The sequence below is a fragment of the Rathayibacter sp. PhB1 genome (genome assembly GCF_004362935.1).
GTDB lineage: Bacteria > Actinomycetota > Actinomycetes > Actinomycetales > Microbacteriaceae > Rathayibacter > Rathayibacter festucae.
The window spans coordinates 21397-38585 of sequence record NZ_SNYD01000005.1 but is presented as its reverse complement, the minus strand read 5'-3'; the positions used below and the strand labels follow the sequence as shown (position 1 = coordinate 38585).

Genomic DNA, 17189 nt, shown 5'->3' with positions numbered 1-17189 from the left:
GGACCTCTTGACCGCTTCCGCGAGATGCCACTTGTGCACGCTCGACACGGCGTGTCGCGTGCACAAGTGGCATCTCGCGGAGGGGAGGGGTCAGGCCTCGACGGGGCGGGTCAGGGCTCGGACCGAGGTGACTCGGCGGCGGGCGATGGCGGCGACCGTCAGGAGGAGGCCGAAGAGCAGCCAGATCAGCAGGCCGACGACCGCGGCGCCGACGCCGCCGGTGCCCTCGACCACGCCGGCCAGCGCGTTCTGCGCGGCCGAGAGCGGCAGGAAGGCGAGGGCGTCGTCGAAGACGCCCGGGACGGTCGAGATGATGCCGGCGCCGAGGCCGATCACGGCCGCGACCATCGAGACGAAGCGGCCGAGCCCGCCGAGCAGGGCGACCAGGCCCTGGTTCACGGCGGCGAAGGACGCCCCCGCGAGCATCGCCAGCGCGGCGAAGCCGAACCAGGTCACGAGGTCGAGGCTCGCGACCGCGCTCATCACGATCGCGACGGCGAGACCCTGCACGAGTCCGATCACGAGGGCCGGCACGTAGGAGGACAGCGCCAGCGCCGCGGAGGAGCGGGTCGAGGAGAGCGCGCGGTGCGAGAACGCGGCGAGCACGAGGAAGGTCGCCAGGGCGCCGAGCCAGAGCGCGATCGTCGCGAAGAACGGCACGCTCGACGCTCCGAAGAGGTCCGTGCTGGTGCCGCTCGAGTTCTCGACCGGGTCGGAGACGACGTCGGCGAGGTTCTGCGACTCCGACTCCGTGTAGGTCGGCAGCTGCGCCACCGCCGCGTCGAGCCCGGTGGCGAGCGAGCGGGTGCCGTCGGCGAGCTGGAGGGCTCCGTCCGAGACGCCGCCCGCGCCGTCGGCGAGCTGTCGTGCTCCGTCGGCCGCCGAGGAGGCACCGGTCGAGAGCTGCGCGGCGCCGTCGGCGGCCGTGGTCGCGCCGGTCGCCAGCTGCCGGGCGCCGTCGGCGGCGGAGGCGGCGCCGGTGGCGAGCTGGGACGCTCCGCCGGCCGCGGTGGCAGCGCCGGTCGAGAGCTGAGTGAGGCCGCCGGCGAGCGAGCCGACGCCGTCGGCGACGCCGCGCGCCCCGGTCGCCGCGGACGCGACTCCGGAGACCAGCGACGGCTGCCCGTCCGCACCGACGCGGATCCCGGCGTCGAGCTGCGCGGTGGCGCCCGCGGCGGTGGTCGTCAGGGTCACCGGTCCGGTGGCGGACGTCTGCGCATCGGCGATGACGCCCAGCGCGGTGAGGCACTCGGCGGTCTGGCAGGTGGCGAGGACCCGCTGGAGGCCCTGCAGCGTGCCCGCCGTCGACGCCGCGGCGCCCGCGCTGAGGGTCGCGATCTGCTGCGTGCTCGCGCCGAGCTCGGTCGTGCTGGCGCTGAGCGCGTCGAGGCCGTCGGCGAGCGAGCCGGCGCCGGTCGCGAGCTGCGTCGCGCCGTCGGCCGACTGCTGCGCGCCGGTCGCGAGCTGCGAGACGCCGCCCGAGAGGTCGGAGGCACCGGTGCCCACCTGCGCGACGCCGTCCGCCAGGGACGACGCGCCGGTGCCGAGCTGCGCGACGCCGTCGGAGAGCCCGGACGCGCCGGTGGCCAGGTCGTCGATGCCGTCCGCGAGCGTGCTGGTGCCGTCGGCGAGCGTCGAGGCGCCGGTGCCGAGCTGGTCGGCACCGTCCGCGAGCGTGCCCGCGCCGTCGGCGGCCTGGCCGATCTGCTGGTTCAGGGTGTTGAAGCCGACGTAGATGTTCTCGAGGTAGGCGGTGGTCAGCTGCGTGTTCAGCAGCGCGGTCGCCGTGCTGGTCACCGTCGCCGAGATGGCGTCGTCGACGAGCTTCGCCTTCTCGCTGGTGGCGATGTCGATCGTGGCCTTCGTCGCGGCGGCGGCGTCTCCGGCGTAGGAGGTCGCGGCGGCCGAGAACGAGGACGGGATGGTGACGACGGTCGCGTAGCTGCCGTCGGCGAGGCCCTTCGCCGCATCGTCCTTGTCGGTGAGGACCCAGGTGAAGTTGCCGGTGGAGTCGGAGCCCGAGACGTTCGCCGCGGGGCTCGACGAGGGGGAGGGAGTGCCGGACGCGGAGGGCGCGGGCGTCGCCGCGTCCGTCTCCCCGCCGGTGACCAGACCGGCCGCGAGCTGGCGCCCGAGCGGCACGGTCTGCCCGTTGACCTCGACGGGGGTGTCCTCGTTCACGACCGCGGCCGTGATGGTGTCGAGGCGCTCGGTCGGGTTCCACAGCGCCCAGACGAGCAGGCCGCCGATGACCAGCGGGACGAGGACGATGCCGAGAAGGGTCACCCAGGACACCTTCTTGACGCCGCGGGGGCGTTCGAGGGAGAAGAGAGCCATCTGTCAGCGGACCTTCGCGATAGCGCGGCGCTCGGCCGCGGGGGAGACCGCGAGCTCGCCGCGGTCGGTGGGGAGGAGGTCGTCGAGCGCGTCCGCGTCGACGGAGGAGGCGATCGCCGTGAAGGAGTACTCCTTCTGCGCGGCCTTCGCGCGGGCCCGGTCGAGCTCGGCGCGGATGCCGTCGCGCAGCTGCGGGTCGGTGACGGTGTCGAGGTCGTCGAGCACGAGCAGCGGCGGGGCCGTCTCGAGCGCCGCACGCACCTCGGCCACCGGATCGGCGGCGCCGGCGAGCCGGACCAGTCCGACGCGCCCGCGGACCGCGGAGGAGCGGATCGGCACGACGAGGCCGTCGACCTTGAGCCGGCCGGCGTCGGGGGCGAGGCGCCCCGCGATCGTCAGCAGCAGCGCGGTGCGGCCCGAGCGGTGCGGGCCGTGCACGACGAGCGCGCCGCCCGCGGGCACCCGCACGTCGACGTCGCGGTAGACCGGGCCGTCGGGACCGTCGAGGCACAGCCCCTCGGCCGCGACCGCGTCGGTGGCGCCGGGCTCGGGCCAGTCGGCGAGCGCGAGCTCCTTGGTCAGGCCCTCGCCCTCCACGTCGAAGGAGGGGAGCACCCGGTCGAGCCAGCGCGGCATGTGCCAGGCGCGGTCGCCGAGGAGGTGCAGCACCGCCGGCACGAGCGTCATCCGGACGATGAAGGCGTCGACGAACACGCCCACCGCCAGGCCGAGCGCGATCGGCTTGATGTTGGTGTCGCCCTCCGGCACGAACGCCGCGAAGACGGAGAACATGATGACCGCGGCCGCGGTGACGACCTTCGCCGAGCCGACGAAGCCCGACTCGACCGCCGCGCGGGCCGGACGGCCGTGCACGTAGTCCTCGCGCATCCGGGAGACGAGGAACACCTCGTAGTCCATCGCCAGCCCGAAGAGCACGCCCATCAGGATGATCGGCATGAAGCTGATGATCGGGCCGGTCTTGTCCACGTGCAGGGCGTCGGCGAACCAGCCCCACTCGAAGACCGCCGCGACGGCGCCGAAGGACGCGCCGACCGAGAGCAGGTAGCCGAGCGTCGCCTTGAGCGGCACCCAGAGCGAGCGGAAGACCATCGTCAGCAGCACCAGCGAGAGCCCGACCACCAGCAGGCCGAACGGCAGCAGCGCGTTCGCGAGGGTGTCGGAGATGTCGATGCCGACCGCGGTCTGCCCGGTGACCGCGAGGTCGACCCCGTAGGTCTCCTCGAAGTAGTCGTGTCTGTCGCGGATCTCGGCGACGAGCGCCTTGGTGGCCTCGGAGTCCGGGCCGCCCTCGGGGATCACCTGGATGATCCCGGTGTCGGCGGTCTCGTTCGGGGTGGCGAGCGGCACGGAGGCGACGCCGTCCAGGCCCTCGATCTCGGTCTTGAGGTCGGCCATCAGGCCGAGCGGGTCGGTGGAGCCGATGATCGTGCCGGTGACGATGAGCGGGCCGTTGTAGCCGGGGCCGAAGTTCTCGGCGAGCAGGTCGTAGGTGTCGCGCGCGGGGGTGCCCTCGGCCTGGTAGCCGGCGTCGGGCAGCGCGAGGCGCAGGCTCAGCGCCGGGATCGACGCCATGCCGAGCACGCCGACGACGGCGATGATCGTGAGGATCGGGAAGCGGGTGACGACGCGGACCCAGCCGCGGAAGAAGCCGCGCGGGACCTCGGCGTGCACGTGCGAGCCGGGGGAGGGGGCGGTCGCGTCCTCGGCGGCGTCGGGGTCGGTGTGGGCGCCGGTGGTCACGGGGGCCTTCTCGGCGCCGGAGGTCGCGGCGGCCTTCGCGGCGGCCTTCTTGGCCTTCCGCTCCTTCGGCCGGAGGCGCTCGCCGGCGAAGCCGAGCAGCGCGGGGGTGAGCGTGAGCGCGATGACCACGGCGATCGCGACTCCGCCCGCCGCCGCGATGCCCATCGTGGTGAGGAACGGGATGCCCGCGACCGAGAGGCCGGCGAGCGCGATGATGACGGTGAGGCCGGCGAAGACGACCGCGGAGCCGGCGGTCGCGGTCGCGCGGGCGGCCGACTCCTCCGGCGCCATGCCCTGCTTCAGCTGGTCCTGGTGCCGGCTGATGATGAAGAGCGCGTAGTCGATGCCGACCGCGAGGCCGAGCATCAGCGCCAGCAGCGGCGTGGTGGAGGAGATCGAGGCGAAGCGGGTCGCGATGAAGATCGCGGACATCGAGAGCGCGACGCCGAGCAGCGCGGTCACCAGCGGCATGCCGGCGGCGAGGAACGAGCCGAAGGTGAGCACCAGGACGACCAGCGCCACGAGGAGGCCTATCCCCTCGGTGACGGTGACGCCGGGCAGGCTCTGGGAGAAGAGGTCGCCGCCGAGCGAGACCACGGCGCCCGCGGGGAGCGCGTCCTTCAGCGTGGTCGCCTCCGCCTGCAGCGCGTCGCGGGACGCCTCGGAGGTGGTGGTGGCGGAGCCGTCCATCTGCGTGGTGATGACCAGCGCGTTCCCGGCCTCGGAGATCGTGCCCTCGACGGTGTCGGAGTAGGGGTCGGTGACCGCGGCGACGCCGTCGATCCCCTCGAGCGCGGTGACCGCCTCGCCGACCGGGCCGCTGATGTCCGCGTCCTGGACGCTGCCGCCGTCCGGCGCGACGACGACGTAGCGCGCCGAGGTGCCGCTGACCTGGGGGAAGGTGCGCTCGAGCTGGTCCAGCGCGGTCTGCGACTGGGTGCCGGGGATCGAGAAGGTGTTGTCCGTGCCCTGGTTGAGCAGCAGCGCACCGCCGCCCGCGAGGACGACGACGGCGAGCCAGAGGACGGCGACCAGCCGGTGGGCGCGGAACACCCAGCGGCCGAGTCGGTAGAGCATCGACGACACGCGTGTCTCCTGACGACGGGGGAGCGGAAAGGGACACGACTCTGTGCTCGGAGAGCGCGGTCGTGCCGTCAGCACGAACGCGCAGGAGGCGACGTGCTCGACGCACGACCGTGCTCGATACACGAACGTATCCGATACGCGAATGTATCCGATACAGTGATGTATCTCAACACCGCCGACGCCCGCCCGGGAAGGACTCAGGATGACCGACTCCGTCGAGACCTCCCGCCGGGGCCGGACGCGCGAGCGGCTCCTCGACGCCGCGTACGACGTCTTCGCCGAGACCGGCGTGCACACCGCCTCGGTCGAGCAGATCTGCGAGCGCGCGGGGTTCAGCCGCGGCGCCTTCTACTCCAACTTCTCCACGAAGGAGGAGCTGTTCTTCGCGCTGATGCAGCGGGAGAACGGCGCCCGCCTGGACGGCCTGGTCGAGCAGATGGGGCGCACGATCCCCAAGGTCGCCGAATCGGACGAGCCGCTGACGCCCGAGACGCTCGCGGTCGTCATCCTCGACTTCCTGCAGGGGCCGTTCACCGACAGCCGGCGCTGGTGCGTCGTGCAGTCCGAGTTCGAGCTGCTCGCGCTGCGCGACGCGGCGATCGCTCCGCAGTACAGCGCCTTCCGGGCGGGCTTCGACGCGACCCTCGTCGACATCGTGCGGGGGGCGCTGCAGCAGGTGCACCGCGACTTCTCGCTGGCGCCGACCACGGCCGTCCGCCTGCTGATCGCGAGCTACGACGACGCGGTGAAGACCTCGATCCTCGAGGGCGACTCGGAGGAGGCCGCGCTCGAGCGGCTCCGGGCGACGCTCACCGACGTGGTGCTGGCGATCTCGGCGGAGCGCTAGGCCGGGTGGGCCGGTCCGCCGGATGCTGAGCCGTCGGGCGCGGAGCCGCCGGGCGCTGAGTCGCCGGGCGCTGAGCCGTCGGCGCAACCGGTCCCGGTGGTGCCCGCGCGCGAGGAGGATGGACCCATGGAACTGCGCCAGCTCGAACACTTCCTCGCCGTCGCGAAGGAGCAGCACTTCACCCGCGCGGCGAGCGCCCTGCAGATCTCGCAGTCGGGCCTCTCGGCGTCGATCCGCGCGCTCGAGAGCGAGCTGGGCAGTCCGCTGTTCACCCGGAGCACCCGCCGGGTCGAGCTGACGCCGGCCGGCCGGGCGATGCTGGCGGAGTCGGAGCAGTCGGTCGCCAGCGCGCTCGCCGCCCGCGACGCCGTGCTGGCGGTGCAGGGCGTGCTGCGGGGGAGTCTCGCGGTCGGCACCGAGGAGTGCCTGGGCGGCGTGCACCTGCCGCGCGAGCTCGCGACCTTCCGGGAGCAGCACCCGGGCGTCGGGCTGCGGCTGACCCACGACGGGTCCGGCACGCTGCTCGACGCGGTGGGCAGTGGCCGGCTCGATCTCGCGCTGGTCGCCGACATCGGCGCGGTTCCGGCCGGAGTGGTCACGCGGCCGCTCGCGAGCGAGGGCTTCGCAGTGCTCGCGCATCCGGAGCATCCGCTGGCCGACCGGCCGGTCTGCCGCATCCCGGACCTGGAGGGGCAGACGATCGTCGGCCTGCAGGAGCACTGGGGCGCGAGCCACCTCGCGGCGCAGGCGTTCGCCGCGCACGGGCTGGCGTTCGAGGTGGAGCTCGAGGTGAACGACGTGCACACCCTGCTCGACCTCGTCGAGTACGGCATGGGCGTGGCGGTCGTCCCGGCCCACTTCGCCGAGAAGCGGCCGGCCGGCCTGCGCGCGGTGCCGCTGGAGGATCCGCTGCTCGTCTGGCGCACCATGGTGGCCCTCCCCGAGCGGCCGACGGCCGCGGCCCGCGCCTTCGTCGCGGCCCTGCCGGCCGCATGCTGATCGAGTAGCCCTCGGAGAGGGCGTATCGAGATCCACGCTCGTTCGGTGGGCGGGTCTCGATACGCGCTGCGCGCTACTCGACCAGCATGAACCGCCTGCTGATCGAGGAGCCCGCGCAGCGGGCCCGCATGCTGATCGAGTAGCCCGCGGAGCGGGCGTATCGAGATCCACCGTCGTCCGGTGGGCGGGTCTCGATACGCGCTGCGCGCTGCTCGACCAGCATGAGGCGATCGCTCAGTCGAGCGAGGCGAGCTCCTCCGCGGTCAGCTCCAGGTCGGCCGCCGTGGCCGAGTCGCGGATGCTCTCGGGGCGCGAGGAGCCGGGGATGGGGATGACGGTCGGCGACTTCGCCAGCTCCCAGGCCAGGCAGACCACCTGCGGCGAGACGTCGTGCGCCTCGGCGACGGTGGCGAACGCCGCGAACGACGCGCCCAGCTCGGCGGCCGAGGTGATGCCGCCCAGCGGGCTCCACGGCAGGAAGGCGAGGCCCAGCTCGGCGCAGAGCTCGAGCTCCGGCTCGCTGGAGCGGAACTTCGGCGAGAACTGGTTCTGCACCGAGACCAAGCGGTCGCCGAGGATCCCGTGCGCCTCGCGGATCTGCCCCGGGTCGGCGTTCGAGATACCGGCGCGGAGGATCACTCCCTCGTCGAGCAGCTCGGCGAGCGCGCCGATCGAGTCGGCGTAGGGCACCTCGGGGTCGGGGCGGTGGTACTGGTAGAGGCCGATCGCGTCGACACCGAGGCGCTGCGCGGAGGCGCGGGCCGCCTCCTTGAGGTACTCGGGGCGGCCGTCCTGCGTCCAGACTCCTGGCTCGGGGCGGAGGTGGCCGCCCTTGGTGGCGACGAGCACCCCGGAGGTGTCGCCGCCGTAGCCGCGGAGCGCCTCCGCGATGAGCAGCTCGTTGTGACCGAGGTCGGCGTCGCCGCCCTGGTGGTAGGCGTCCGCCGTGTCGATGAGGGTGACGCCGGCGTCGAGGGCGGCGTGGATCGTGGCGATCGACCGCTCGCGGTCGGGGCGGCCCTCGATCGACATCGGCATGCCGCCGAGTCCGATGCTGCCGACGCTGATGTCGCCGATGCTGCGCTGCTTCATGGGGTCTCTTTCCGAGTAGGGGGTGTCATGGGACGGGAGATCGACATGCTGGTCGATGAGCCCCGGAGGGGCGTATCGAGACCCACCGTCGTCAGCAGGGCGGGTCTGCAGACCCCACTTCTGACGCTGGTGGATCTCGATACGCCCGCTGCGCGGGCTACTCGATCAGCATGGAATGCGCACGGTGCGCAGGCTGCTCGATCAGCATGAATGCGCACGGTGCGCAGGCTGCTCGATCAGCATGGAATGCGCCCGCTGGGCGGGCTGCTCGATCAGCATGGAAGGGGAGCCCGCCGCTCGATCAGCGGAGCAGGCCGCTCACCAGGCGTAGTCCTCCGGGGCCGTGCGGTGCCCGGGGAAGATCTCGTCGAGGCGGGCGAGGTCGGCGGGCTCGAGCGCGATGTCGACGGCCGCGACGGCGCTCTCGAGCTGCTCCATCGTGCGCGGCCCGGTGATCGGACCGGTGACGCCCGGCTGGTGCAGCAGCCAGGCGAGCGCGAGCTCCCCCGGCGCGATCCCGCGCTCGCGGGCGAAGGCCTCGTACTGCTCCAGCGCGGGGCGGTTCTTCTCGATCGCCTCGAGCGAGCGGGCGGAGGTGCGGCGGCTGCCCGACTCCGTCTTCTCGATCACGCCGCCGAGCAGCCCGCCCTGCAGCGGCGACCAGGGGATGACGCCGAGCCCGTAGTGCTGCGCGGCGGGCAGGACCTCGCGCTCGATGTCGCGGACGAGCAGGTTGTAGATCGACTGCTCGGAGGAGAGGCCGGTGAAGCGGCGGTCGCGCGCCGCCTCCTGCGCCTGCGCGATGTGCCAGCCGGCGAAGTTGCTCGAGCCGACGTAGAGGACCTTGCCCTGCTGCACGGCGACCTCCATCGCCTGCCAGATCTCGTCCCACGGCGTCGTGCGGTCGACGTGGTGGAACTGATACAGGTCGATGTGGTCGGTCTGCAGGCGGCGCAGGGTGTCGTCGAGCGCGCGGCGGATGTTGAGGGCGGAGAGGCGTCCGCCGTTGGGCCAGGAGTCGCGGCCGCGCTCGGCGCCGGGAGCGGCGTGCTGCTCCATGTCGCCGTAGAGCTTGGTCGCGAGGACGGTGCGCTCGCGGCGCTCGCCGCCCTGCGCGAACCAGCGGCCGACGATCTCCTCCGTCGCGCCGCGTCCGCCCTCGCCGCCGTAGACGTTCGCGGTGTCGAAGAAGTTGACGCCGAGCTCGTGCGCGCGGTCCATGATCGCGAACGAGTCGGGCTCGCTCGTCTCCGGGCCGAAGTTCATGGTGCCCAGGACGGCGCGGGAGACGGACAGACCGGTGCGGCCGAGATTCGTGTACTGCATGCCTCCAGTCGACGCCGTCGCGGGCCCGGTGTCCAACAGGCGTCGGCGATGGGATTCAGCGGGGGAGGAGGTCAATCGCGGTGCGGGTTAGAGTCTGGGAGTGGCATCGAAGACGACTCAGCGCATCGTGATCGTGCTCGCGAGCACCCTCCTGCTCGCCGGCTGCACGTCGGCGGCCGACATCCCGGACGCGGCGCCGACCGCCGAGGCCGGTGCGGCCAGCTCCGCGACCGCCACGAGTGCGCCGAGCGCCGATGCCGGTCCGCGTCCCGTGCCGAGCGTCTCGCTCGCGCCGGTGCCCGTCGCCGCGACCGGCGAGTGCGTGATCTCCGACCTGGCCGGCGGCGGCTCGATCGGCGACGTCGACCTCGAGGTCGTGCGCGACCGGGGGACCCGCGAGGGCGCGGCCGGGACGACGCGCACCGCGACCGACGGCACGCCCGCCGCGTACGTCGTCGCGGCCGGCGACAATCCCGCCCGCATCGCCGACCGCTTCTGCGTCAGCTCCGACTACCTCGACGCCCTGAACTCGGTGCGCCGCGACGGCGTCACCCTGAGCAGCCTCTTCGGCGGCGACACCCTCAATCTCAGCCCGTCGACGGTCCTGACCGTCGGCGACCAGAACGGCCGCGTCCTCGACAACGCCGAGCCCGAGCCGCTGCCGACCCAGGCCGGCTGAGCCGGTCCTCGCATGCTGATCGAGGCGGCTGCCGACTCCTGCTGATCGAGGCGGCTGCCGCATCATGCTGATCGAGTAGCCCGCGGAGCGGGCGTATCGGGATCCCGCGTCACCGGGAGTCGGGTCTGCAGTCCCGCCCTGCTGGCGGTGGCGGGTCTCGATACGCCCCTGCGGGGCTACTCGACCAGCATGGGAGCCTCATGCTGATCGAGTAGCGCTCGCAGAGGGCGTATCGAGATCCGGCGTCACCGAGACCTGAGTCTGCAGTCCCGCCCTCTCGACGATGGTGGGTCTCGATACGCCCCTGCGGGGCTGCTCGACCAGCATGGGCGGCGCGTCGGTCAGAGTCCGATCACGCCGACGAGCACGGCCGAGAGGGCGACCGTGCCGGCGAAGCCGGTGGTCCGGGCCCGGCGCTTCGACGGGTCCTCGAGCCAGGGGAGGGCGTTCCAGCGCACGACGGCGCCCGCTGCCCCGGCCGCCGCCAGCGCCACGAGCGCGAACCACGGCACGAGGGTCACCAGCGTCCAGTCGGCGAACACCCGCACCAGCAGCAGCACGAGCGCCGACTCGACGCCGCGGGTGAGCACGCGCAGGCGGTCGCGGTCGAGATGCGCGGCGGTGCGGCGCGAGGGGATGCTCCCGAGTGCGAAGCGGCCGACGGTGAAGACCGCGACGGCGAGGGCGATCAGCGTGGCGAGGATCATGCCTCCTCCTCCAGGACGTGGGCGAGCAGGTCGAGGCCGAGCGCGTCGACCGAGGTCGCGGTGCTCGAGTTGACGAAGACGGCGACGCCGCGCTCCCGGTCCATCGCGAGCATGGTCGCGTAGCCGGCGGTGCCGCCGTTGTGCCAGGTCGTCGAGCCGCCGCCCTCCGACGGGGAGGTGAACCAGGCGAGTCCGATGCGGTCGCCGTCGCCGGCGTCGAAGCGCGGCTCGAGGACGCTCGCGGCCGGGACACCGAGCGCGGGGTCGTCGGTGAGCAGGGCGCTCGCGTACCGCGCCATGTCCTCGGCGGTCGAGCGGACGCCTCCCGCCGGCGCGTAGCCCTCGAGCGTCCACGGGCCGACCGAGCGGCCGCTCTCGGAGTAGCCCGTGGGCGCGTCCGGCGCGAGGGCGTCCGCCGAGACGGGGACCGAGCTGCCGGTCATCCCGAGCGGCGTGAAGATCCGCTCCTGCACGAGGTCGGCGTAGTCGACTCCCTCCGCCCGGGCGAGGGTCTGCCCCAGGACGGCGACACCGAGGTTGGAGTACGCGACCTCGTCCGTCCCGCCGCCGGCGCTCGCCGCCTGGCGCAGGACGTCGTCCGGCGAGAAGGTCGTGTACGGATCGACGCCGCGCAGCTGCGCGACGAGCGTCGCCGCCAGGTCGAGCGGCGCCGAGGACAGGCGCGGGAGCCCGGAGCGGTGGCTCGCCAGCTCCTCCAGCGTGCCGTCGAAGCCGCCCAGCTCCGCGTGGTCGCCGGCGCGATCGGCGAGGGCGACCGTCCCGGCGTCGGCGCTCTGCGCGAGGAGCAGCGCCGTCATCGTCTTGGTCACCGAGCCGATCTCGACCTCCGTGCGCTCGTCGGCGCCGAGTCCGGCGAACCGGACGCCGTCGGGAGTGACGACCGCGGCGACGAGCCGGTCGCGCGTGCCGTCGGCCTGCTCGGACAGCCACTGGGCGATGGCGGCGTCGCCGGTGCGCTCGTCCGAGAGCCGGGGTGCGGGCGGGCGCAGCAGCACCCCTCCGGCGAGCACGGCGACGGCCGCGGCGGCGGCGATCACGCGGGTTCGGGTTCTCATCGGGGACCTCCTGCGGCGAGAAGGATCGTCAGCAGGGGCACCAGCCGCTCGGGCGGGACGCCGTAGCGCCCGCGCCCGCGCGCCTCGAGCCAGCCCGCCGCGACCAGCTGGTTGACGTGGTGGTAGATCTGGCCGGTCGTGCCCGCGCCCTCGCTCTCGGCGAGCTGCGCGACCGTCTCGACTCCGCCCGCGACCGCCTGCAGGAAGCGCAGGCGCACCGGGCTGCCCAGCGCGGCCAGCGCCGCCGGGCCCGGGCTCGACCCCCAGTCGCGCTCGAAGAACGCGTCGGTGCTGAGGCCGTACTGCCACTCCACCGGTCCGGCCCAAGTGGCGACGGCGCCCGCGAAGACGACCCCGCCCGGCGAGGGCAGCCGCTCCTTGAGCGCGGTGAGCGCCCAGAACGGGTCGTCCTGCGCCGGGGCGGCCGCGGTGCTGCCGGGCGTCGCGACGAGCGCGGCCCCCTCGAGCCGCTCGAGCCGTTCCCGCAGCTCGTCGAGCTCGCCGGCGAGATCACGTTCGGAGGTCATGCCTCCACTATTGCGAACATTCCGTAATCCCGGAACCCGGACTCCGGATCCAGCACCCACTCCTCAAGAGTTGTCGTACGCGCTTCCCGGGTACGACAACTTCTGCGCACCCGCGACGCACCCGCGGGGCCTCGCCCGCCCCACTCCTCAAAAGTTGCGGTAGTGGCGCGCGACTACCGCAACTTCTGGAGACTCGCCCGGGCGAGCCGGGTGGTGGCGCGGGCGACTCCTCGGTAGTTGCGGTAGCGGCGCGCGACTACCGCAACTTCTGGAGAGTGGGGCGGGCTCTACGGCGTGCGCAGGCATGCGCGGGCACCCGCCGCGGGGCGCGGGCGAACGCGCGCGTCGAGTCCTCGAGAGTTGCGGTAGTCGAGCGCGACTACCGCAACTTTCGGAGGCTCGGGCGGGGGTGCCGGCGGGCGGTGCGGGTGACTCCTCGGAAGTTGCGGTAGTCGAGCGCGACTACCGCAACTCTTGGAGGCTTGCTCGAGCGAGCCGGGTGGTGGTGCGGGCGACTCCTCGGAAGTTGCGGTAGTCGGGTGCGACTACCGCAACTCTTGGAGGGTGGGGCGGGCTCCGGAGCGGAGCCGCCCGGCGTCAGGCGAAGCGGGACGGCAGCACGGCGCCGTTCACGGCGCGCAGCTCCTCGAGCGGCACCGTGAAGAGGCCCTGGACCTCGACGACGGGGGACTCGGCGTCGGTGACGCCGATCCGGAGCACGGGGTAGCCCCGGCCCTCGCAGAGGCCGCGGAACTTCACGTCGTCCTCGCGCGGCACCGACACCAGCACGCGGCCGGTCGACTCCGAGAAGAGGGCGGCGGTGGCGTCGACGCCGTCGCGCTCCATCAGCTCGTCGAGCCAGATCCGCACGCCGACGCCGAAGCGCAGCGCGGACTCGGCCAGCGCGACGACGAGGCCGCCGTCGGCGAGGTCGTGCGCGGAGGCGATCAGCGACTCGGTCGAGCCGGCCGCGATCAGCTCGGCCAGCGCCTTCTCGGCCGCGAGGTCGAGCTGCGGGGGACGCCCGCCGAGGTGGTCGTGCACCGTGCCGGCCCAGGCCGAGCCGTCGAGCTCGTCGCGGGTGACACCGAGGAGGTAGACGTTGTCGCCCTCGTCCTGCCAGCCGGAGGGGATGCGGCGGGCGACGTCGTCGATCACGCCGAGCACGCCGACGACGGGGGTCGGGAAGATCGGCACGTCGCCGGTCTGGTTGTAGAACGAGACGTTGCCGCCGGTGACGGGGATCTCGAGCTCGAGGCACGCGTCGGCGAGCGCGCCGACGGCCTCGCGGAACTGCCACATCACCTCGGGGTTCTCCGGGCTGCCGAAGTTGAGGCAGTCCGAGACGGCGACGGGGGTCGCTCCGGTGACGGCGACGTTGCGGAACGCCTCGGCGAGCGCGAGACGCGCGCCCTGCGCGGGGTCGAGCTGGCACCAGCGGCCGTTGGCATCGGTGGCGACGGCGAAGCCCAGTCCGGACTCCTCGTCGACGCGGACCATGCCGCCGTCGTCGGGGTAGCTCAGCGCCGTGTTGCCGAGCACGTAGCGGTCGTACTGCGAGGTGATCCAGCTCTTGTCGGCGAGGTTCGCCGAGCCGAGCAGCGCGAGGGTCTCGGCGCGCAGGGCGTCGCCCTCGGTCGAGCGCGGCAGCCGCGAGGAGGAGTCGGCCTGCAGGGCGTCGAGCCAGGCGGGGTAGGCGATCGGGCGCTCGTAGACCGGGCCGTCGACGGCGACGGTGCGCGGGTCGACGTTGACGATCTCCTCGCCGTGCCAGTTGATGATGAGGCGGCCGGAGTCGGTGACCTCGCCGAGCACGCTGGTCTCGACGTCCCACTTGCGGACGACCTCGAGGAACGCGTCGAGCTTCTCGGGGCGGACGACCGCCATCATCCGCTCCTGCGACTCCGACATCAGGATCTCCTCGGCCGTCAGCGAGGGGTCGCGCAGCAGCACCGAGTCGAGCTCGATGAACATGCCGCCGTCGCCGTTCGAGGCGAGCTCGGACGTGGCGCAGGAGATGCCGGCCGCGCCGAGGTCCTGGATGCCCTCGACGAGGTCCTTGCGGAACAGCTCGAGGCAGCACTCGATGAGCACCTTCTCGGCGAACGGGTCGCCGACCTGCACGGCCGGCCGCTTGGTCGGGCCGCCGTCGGCGAAGCTGTCGGAAGCGAGGATCGACGCGCCGCCGATGCCGTCGCCGCCGGTGCGCGCGCCGAACAGCACGACCTTGTTGCCGACGCCGCGGGCGTTGGCGAGGTGCAGGTCCTCGTGGCGGAGGACGCCGACCGCGAGCGCGTTGACGAGCGGGTTGCCCTGGTAGACGGAGTCGAAGTACGTCTCGCCGCCGATGTTCGGCAGGCCGAGGCAGTTCGCGTAGAAGGAGATGCCGGCGACAACGCCGTGCACGACGCGGGCGGTGTCCGGGTCGTCGATGTCGCCGAAGCGCAGCGCGTCCATCACGGCGACGGGGCGGGCGCCCATCGAGATGATGTCGCGGACGATGCCGCCGACGCCGGTGGCCGCGCCCTGGAACGGCTCGATGTAGCTGGGGTGGTTGTGGCTCTCGATCTTGAAGGTGACGGCCCAGCCCTCGCCGACGTCGACGACTCCGGCGTTCTCGCCCATGCCGACCATGAGGTTCTTCTTCATGGCGGGCGAGACCTTCTGCCCGAACTGGCGGAGGTACATCTTCGACGACTTGTAGGAGCAGTGCTCGCTCCACATCACCGAGTACATCGCCAGCTCGCCGCTCGTGGGGCGCCGGCCGAGGATCTCGCGGATGCTCGCGTACTCGTCGGGCTTCAGCCCCAGCGCCGCGTAGGGCTGCTCCTTCTCGGGAGTGACGGCCGCGTTCGCGGTGGTGTCGGGAACGGCGATGCGGGCGTCTGCGGTGCGGCTGTCTGCCATGTGCTGGAGGCTCCAGGAGAGAGGGTGGGGATGCGCGACGATCCTACCGGGGCGGGCGCTCGGCCCTCGGGAGTCCCGCGGACCGCCGCCCCGCCCGGGGTCCGGCCGGGATCAGGCCTCGCGGCAGGGTCCGGAGTCGACCGTGTCGGTCAGCGACGGCGCCTCGGCGGCCACCGGGCCGAGCACCGAGAGCGGGATCGCGTAGCCCACGTTGTCGACCGAGGCGGCCTTGCCGAAGACCACGCCCGAGACGGTGCCGTCGAGCGAGAGCAGCGGTCCGCCGGAGTTGCCCTGGTTGACGAGGGCGGCGAGCGTCAGCACCTCGCGCGAGGTCGGCGCGCCGTCGACCATCAGCGAGACGGTGGCGTCGGAGGAGATCTGCGCGGCGCCGAGGGTCAGCGGACCGCCGAAGGGGTAGCCGGCCACCACGCCGTCGTCGCCGGCCAGGACCGCGTCGTCGAGGGCGAGCGGCGCGGCGGAGAGCCCGTCGACGGCGATGACCGCGAGGTCGGCGGCGGCGTCGAGGTAGACGACGCGGCCGGTGCGCGGCGGCTCGTTCGGCGCCTCGACCACGGGCTGCGAGACTCCGGCCACCACGTGCGCGTTGGTGATCACCCGGTCGTCCGAGACGACGAAGCCGCTGCCCGTGACGCCGACGTCGCAGGCCCAGGCGGTGCCGGAGACGCGCACGACCGAGTCGGTGGCGGTCGCCACCTCGGGGTCGTCCGTCGCGACGCTGGGGATGACCGGCGCCTCGGTGGGCGCGTCGAGGGCCTCGACGACCCAGGAGGTGCCCTCGTCGACGACGGTCGACTGCAGCTGCGCGAGGAAGCCGCGGACCGGGTCGGGTGTGAGGTCGTCGATGGTGCGGATGACGGTGGAGCCCGCGACGGAGGTGGTCACCAGCGGGACGCCGAGCAGCGAGACCGCCGAGGTGACGGCGATCCAGACCAGGCCGGTGATGGCGACGCCGGCGACCCCTCCGGCGAGGCGGTCGAGCAGGCCGAGCTTCACTTTGTCGGCGCCGCGGCCGAAGACGGCGCCGATGGTCGCGCCGATCGCGTAGCCGACGCCGAGGAGCAGCACCGCGGTGCCGATCACGGCGAGCAGCCGCCACTCGCTGCCGGCCGCCCAGGCGGAGACCGCGGGAACGGCGAAGGAGGCGGCGATCGCCCCGGCGACCACGCCGGCGAGGCCGCCGAGCGTGCGGAGGAAGCCGCGGCGCAGACCGTCGACGAGCGCGCCGATGAGGCTCAGCACGACGACGGCGTCGACGATCACGGATGCGCCCATGCGGAACTCCTCGCGGGTCGGGATCCTCCAGCATGACCGACCGCGGTTGCGGGGACACCCGGAGGACCCTGCGAGTCCCGGGCGCTGCGTGCTGGTCGAGAGGACGCGGCTGCCCCGCGCGATGCCGGTCGAGAGGACGCGGCTGCGCCGCGACGTGCGGGTCGAGTGGGCGCGTCTGCGCCGCGACGTGCTGGTCGAGTGGGCGCGTCTGCGCCGCGACATGTTGGTCGAGTAGCCCCGGAGGGGCGTATCGAGACCCTCCGTCATCAGCAGAGCGGGTTTGCAGACTCCTCTTCGGACGCTGGTGGATCTCGATACGCCCGCTCCGCGGGCTACTCGATCAGCGAGGCGTAGGGATCCTCCTGGAGGAGATGCCCGCCTGCATGCTGGTCGAGTAGCCCCGCAGGGGCGTATCGAGACCCGCCGTCCTCAGAAGGGCGGGTCAGCAGACTCGTCCTTCCTGCGCTGGTGGATCTCGATACGCCCGCTCCGCGGGCTACTCGATCAGCATGGTTCGCAGGAGACCCGCCTGCCCCGAGGGCACTCGCGTGC

The 17189-nt window shown here is 73.1% G+C and carries 12 protein-coding genes; 3 read left to right on the top strand and 9 right to left on the bottom strand.

What is annotated here, in order from left to right; translation table 11 throughout:
• Window positions 1-90: 90 nt before the first annotated feature.
• Together EDF17_RS20480 and EDF17_RS13270 are read right to left on the bottom strand one after the other, a co-directional pair.
• Window positions 91-2337: a YhgE/Pip domain-containing protein gene (locus tag EDF17_RS20480; RefSeq protein WP_123447103.1), complete on the bottom strand. Its 2247-nt coding sequence runs from the start codon at window positions 2335-2337 to the stop codon at window positions 91-93.
• A 3-nt stretch (window positions 2338-2340) separates the two neighbouring features.
• The gene (locus tag EDF17_RS13270; RefSeq protein ID WP_311316446.1) at window positions 2341-5175 is read right to left on the bottom strand and encodes an MMPL family transporter; all 2835 of its coding nucleotides are present in this window, start codon (window positions 5173-5175) and stop codon (window positions 2341-2343) included.
• Between the two features lie 211 nt (window positions 5176-5386).
• On the opposite strand from EDF17_RS13270, the gene EDF17_RS13265 reads away from it, so the two are divergent.
• Both EDF17_RS13265 and EDF17_RS13260 read left to right on the top strand, forming a co-directional pair.
• Entirely contained in the window at window positions 5387-6031 is a 645-nt protein-coding gene (locus EDF17_RS13265; protein ID WP_123447102.1) for a TetR/AcrR family transcriptional regulator, read from the top strand.
• 126 nt (window positions 6032-6157) lie between these two features.
• Window positions 6158-7030 (top strand): LysR family transcriptional regulator, encoded by an 873-nt coding sequence (locus tag EDF17_RS13260; protein ID WP_123447101.1) that lies wholly within the window; start codon window positions 6158-6160, stop codon window positions 7028-7030.
• 234 nt (window positions 7031-7264) lie between these two features.
• Here the strand turns inward: EDF17_RS13260 and EDF17_RS13255 are convergent, their stop codons facing one another.
• Both EDF17_RS13255 and EDF17_RS13250 read right to left on the bottom strand, forming a co-directional pair.
• Window positions 7265-8122 (bottom strand): aldo/keto reductase, encoded by an 858-nt coding sequence (locus EDF17_RS13255; protein WP_123447100.1) that lies wholly within the window; start codon window positions 8120-8122, stop codon window positions 7265-7267.
• A gap of 318 nt (window positions 8123-8440) precedes the next feature.
• A complete protein-coding gene (locus tag EDF17_RS13250; RefSeq protein ID WP_123447099.1) occupies window positions 8441-9448 on the bottom strand; it encodes an aldo/keto reductase in 1008 nt (335 codons plus the stop codon).
• 100 nt (window positions 9449-9548) lie between these two features.
• Here EDF17_RS13250 and EDF17_RS13245 point away from each other — a divergent pair, with 100 nt between their 5' ends.
• Window positions 9549-10127: a hypothetical protein gene (locus EDF17_RS13245; protein WP_123447098.1), complete on the top strand. Its 579-nt coding sequence runs from the start codon at window positions 9549-9551 to the stop codon at window positions 10125-10127.
• Window positions 10128-10468: 341 nt separating this feature from the next.
• Here the strand turns inward: EDF17_RS13245 and EDF17_RS13240 are convergent, their stop codons facing one another.
• The 5 genes from EDF17_RS13240 to EDF17_RS13220 all read right to left on the bottom strand — a co-directional run bounded on the left by EDF17_RS13240 (window position 10469) and on the right by EDF17_RS13220 (window position 16637).
• Entirely contained in the window at window positions 10469-10834 is a 366-nt protein-coding gene (locus tag EDF17_RS13240) for a hypothetical protein (protein WP_123447097.1), read from the bottom strand.
• On the bottom strand, window positions 10831-11910 hold the full coding sequence (locus tag EDF17_RS13235; RefSeq protein ID WP_123447096.1) for a serine hydrolase domain-containing protein: 1080 nt from the start codon (window positions 11908-11910) through the stop codon (window positions 10831-10833). The genes EDF17_RS13240 and EDF17_RS13235 overlap by 4 nt, the downstream gene beginning before the upstream one ends.
• Window positions 11907-12437, bottom strand: a complete 531-nt coding sequence (locus EDF17_RS13230; RefSeq protein WP_123447095.1) for a winged helix-turn-helix domain-containing protein — start codon at window positions 12435-12437, stop codon at window positions 11907-11909. Before EDF17_RS13230 ends, EDF17_RS13235 begins: the two co-directional genes overlap by 4 nt.
• A gap of 597 nt (window positions 12438-13034) precedes the next feature.
• Window positions 13035-15344 carry a phosphoribosylformylglycinamidine synthase subunit PurL gene (gene purL / locus EDF17_RS13225; RefSeq protein ID WP_123447094.1) on the bottom strand — a complete coding sequence of 770 codons (2310 nt, stop codon included), beginning with the start codon at window positions 15342-15344 and terminating at the stop codon, window positions 13035-13037.
• Between the two features lie 111 nt (window positions 15345-15455).
• Window positions 15456-16637, bottom strand: coding sequence for a MarP family serine protease (locus EDF17_RS13220; RefSeq protein ID WP_166649682.1), 1182 nt, complete (start codon window positions 16635-16637; stop codon window positions 15456-15458).
• Window positions 16638-17189: the final 552 nt, after the last annotated feature.

Bases quoted from the DNA above. Each gene is read 5' to 3' on its own strand.
- EDF17_RS20480 (WP_123447103.1), bottom strand. From the start codon at position 2,337: ATGGCTCTCTTCTCCCTCGAACGCCCCCGCGGCGTCAAGAAGGTGTCC.
- EDF17_RS13230 (WP_123447095.1), bottom strand. From the start codon at position 12,437: ATGACCTCCGAACGTGATCTCGCCGGCGAGCTCGACGAGCTGCGGGAA.
- EDF17_RS13255 (WP_123447100.1), bottom strand. From the start codon at position 8,122: ATGAAGCAGCGCAGCATCGGCGACATCAGCGTCGGCAGCATCGGACTC.
- EDF17_RS13240 (WP_123447097.1), bottom strand. From the start codon at position 10,834: ATGATCCTCGCCACGCTGATCGCCCTCGCCGTCGCGGTCTTCACCGTC.
- EDF17_RS13270 (WP_311316446.1), bottom strand. From the start codon at position 5,175: ATGCTCTACCGACTCGGCCGCTGGGTGTTCCGCGCCCACCGGCTGGTC.
- EDF17_RS13250 (WP_123447099.1), bottom strand. From the start codon at position 9,448: ATGCAGTACACGAATCTCGGCCGCACCGGTCTGTCCGTCTCCCGCGCC.
- EDF17_RS13235 (WP_123447096.1), bottom strand. From the start codon at position 11,910: ATGAGAACCCGAACCCGCGTGATCGCCGCCGCCGCGGCCGTCGCCGTG.
- EDF17_RS13220 (WP_166649682.1), bottom strand. From the start codon at position 16,637: ATGGGCGCATCCGTGATCGTCGACGCCGTCGTCGTGCTGAGCCTCATC.
- EDF17_RS13265 (WP_123447102.1), top strand. From the start codon at position 5,387: ATGACCGACTCCGTCGAGACCTCCCGCCGGGGCCGGACGCGCGAGCGG.
- purL (WP_123447094.1), bottom strand. From the start codon at position 15,344: ATGGCAGACAGCCGCACCGCAGACGCCCGCATCGCCGTTCCCGACACC.
- EDF17_RS13260 (WP_123447101.1), top strand. From the start codon at position 6,158: ATGGAACTGCGCCAGCTCGAACACTTCCTCGCCGTCGCGAAGGAGCAG.